A 2,427-nucleotide genomic window follows, 5' to 3' on the forward strand; every position below is an offset into this window, starting at 1 on the left:
CAGGCCGCGGCCCCACAGCCACAGCGGCACCACCGGCGCCAGCGCCAGGCCGATGAGGGCGCGCCGCAGCCAGCGCCGCGCCTCGATCGGGTCGGCGCCGGCGATGTGCGCCTGCAGGGTCTGCAGCCAGCCGTGCAACTGCCACAGCGCCAGCGCGCAGCCGGCGGCGATGGCCAGCAGCAGCCACAGGCTGCGTCTGCGATAGGCTGGGTCGGCGCGGTGGATTTCCATCGTCGCTATCGTATTTATTACGATCGCCTTTGTACGAGCCCCACTCCTCCGCCGGCAGGCCGGCGGCGCGCCGGACGCCGCGCGCGCCGCATCCGCCGCATCTGCCGCCCCCTGCGCCGCCCGCCCATGCCCTCACTCGCCGACCACTACTACCGCGCCAGCCTCGAGTCCGACCGCCAATGGCCGGCGCTGGAGGAACCGACGCGGGCGCGGGTGTGCGTGATCGGCGGCGGCTTCGCCGGCCTCAACACCGCGCTGGGGCTGGCCGAGCGCGGCGTCGGCGAGGTGGTGCTGCTGGAGGCGCAGCGGGTCGGCTACGGCGCGTCCGGGCGCAACGGCGGCTTCGTGTTCGGCGGCTTCTCGCGCGGCGAGGACGCCTTGCTGCGCGAACTCGGGCCGGCGCGCGCGCGCGACCTGTACCGCGGCACGCTCGACGCGGTCGAGCTGATCCGTGCGCGCATCCGCCGCTACGGCATCGATTGCGAAGCGACCGAGACCGGCGTCATCTGGGCCAACTGGTTCGCCGACCCGGAGGTGCTGCGCGCGCGCCAGCGCCTGCTCGCCGAACACTTCGGCGTGGAGTGGCAGTGGTGGCCGCGCGAGCGCCTGCGCGAACGCGTGCGCAGCCAGCGCTATCACGATGCGTTGTTCGAACCGCAGGCCTTCCACTTCCATCCGCTCAAATACGCCCAGGGCATCGCCGCGCAGGCGCAGGCGCTGGGCGTGCGCGTGCACGAGGGCTCGCCGGCGCTGGCGCTGGAGCGCGACGGCGAGGGCTGGCGGGTGCGCAGCGAGCGCGGCGAGGTGCGCGCCGAGCAGGTGGTGCTGGCCTGCGGCGGGTATCTGGCCGGATTGCGGCGCGAGGTCGACGCGGCGGTGATGCCGATCGCGACCTACGTGATGGTGACCCAGCCGCTCGGCGAACTGCTCGACACTGCGCTGCAGACCCGCGCGGCGATCTACGACAGCCGTTTCGCCTTCGACTACTATCGGCCGCTGCGCGACGGCCGGCTGCTGTGGGGCGGGCGCATCTCGGTGCGCGACCGCTCGCCGCGGCAGGTGCAGGCGCTGCTGTATCGCGACCTGCTGCGGGTGTTTCCGCAACTGTCGGGCGTGCGCATCGACTATGCGTGGTCGGGCCTGATGAGTTACGCGCGCCACCAGATGCCGCAGATCGGCCCGCTCGGCCGCCTCGGCGACGGCCTGTGGCTGGCGCAGGCCTTCGGCGGCCACGGCGTGGCGCCGACCACGTTCGCCGGCGAGCTGCTGGCCGCCGCGATCGCGCACGGCGACGAGCGCTGGCGCGAATTGTCGGGCTACGGCCTGGGCTCGGCGTTCAAGCCCGCCGGGCTGGCGGCCGCGCAGCTCAGCTACGCCTGGGCGCAGTTCAAGGATTGGTTCAAGGACAACAGCGAGAGACGCGATCGATGAGCGAGAACGAACACGGCGCCGCCCCGGCGCACGAGCCGATCACCTGGGGCGATTTCGAGAAAGTGGTGATCTGCGCCGGGACCGTGACCCAGGTCGAGGAATTTCCGCAGGCGCGCAAGCCGGCGTGGAAGCTGTGGGTCGACTTCGGCCCTTACGGGGTGCGCAAGACCAGCGCGCAGATCCGCCATCTGTATTCGGCCGAGGAACTGGTCGGGCGGCAGATCGTCGGGGTGATCAATTTCCCGCCCAAGCAGATCGGGCCGTTCGTGTCGGAGTTCCTGCTGACCGGCTTTCCGACCGAGGAGGGCGTGGTGGTGACGGCGGTGGAGCGGCCGGTGCCGAACGGGACGCGGCTGGCCTGAGGCGGGCGGGGCGGTTGCGGGGCGTGCCAGGCGTCGATAGTTGCGGCGCAGGCGGGGTTTCGCGGTCGCGGCTTGCGCCGCTCCTACAGGGCGCGGTCGCAGCCACGATGCCGACTGTAGGAGCGGCGCGAGCCGCGACCGCGAAACCGCACAAACCACGCCCCCACCGCGCAGCTTCATTAAGTAAATTTAATCCGCCCAACACATCCCCTCGCACACGACAGCGCTAGCATCCCCCTGCGATCCACATTCGGGTCGTCTTTCAGGGAGACTCGCCATGCGCCGCACGCTCGCCGTTTCGCTCGCTTCCGTTCTGCTGTCCCTGAGCCTGGGCGCGTTCGCCGCGCCGCAACCCGCGCCCGCGGCGCAGCCGACCCCGGCCGCCAAACCCGCCGCGACGATG

3 protein-coding genes are annotated in these 2,427 nt (G+C 71.9%); 2 read left to right on the top strand and 1 reads right to left on the bottom strand.

Annotated features, from left to right (window positions below; genetic code table 11):
- On the bottom strand, positions 1-231 hold a 231-nt coding region (locus A7A76_RS01905), incomplete at its 3' end, for a hypothetical protein (RefSeq protein WP_206409612.1).
- A 126-nt stretch (positions 232-357) separates the two neighbouring features.
- On the opposite strand from A7A76_RS01905, the gene A7A76_RS01910 reads away from it, so the two are divergent.
- Both A7A76_RS01910 and A7A76_RS01915 read left to right on the top strand, forming a co-directional pair.
- Positions 358-1,662, top strand: a complete 1,305-nt coding sequence (locus A7A76_RS01910) for an NAD(P)/FAD-dependent oxidoreductase (protein WP_206409613.1) — start codon at positions 358-360, stop codon at positions 1,660-1,662.
- Positions 1,659-2,024 carry a tRNA-binding protein gene (locus A7A76_RS01915; protein ID WP_074869372.1) on the top strand — a complete coding sequence of 122 codons (366 nt, stop codon included), beginning with the start codon at positions 1,659-1,661 and terminating at the stop codon, positions 2,022-2,024. The genes A7A76_RS01910 and A7A76_RS01915 overlap by 4 nt, the downstream gene beginning before the upstream one ends.
- The last annotated feature ends 403 nt before the right edge of the window (positions 2,025-2,427 follow it).

The sequence above is a fragment of the Lysobacter enzymogenes genome, assembly GCF_017168095.1.
In the GTDB taxonomy this organism is placed as follows: domain Bacteria; phylum Pseudomonadota; class Gammaproteobacteria; order Xanthomonadales; family Xanthomonadaceae; genus Lysobacter; species Lysobacter enzymogenes_D.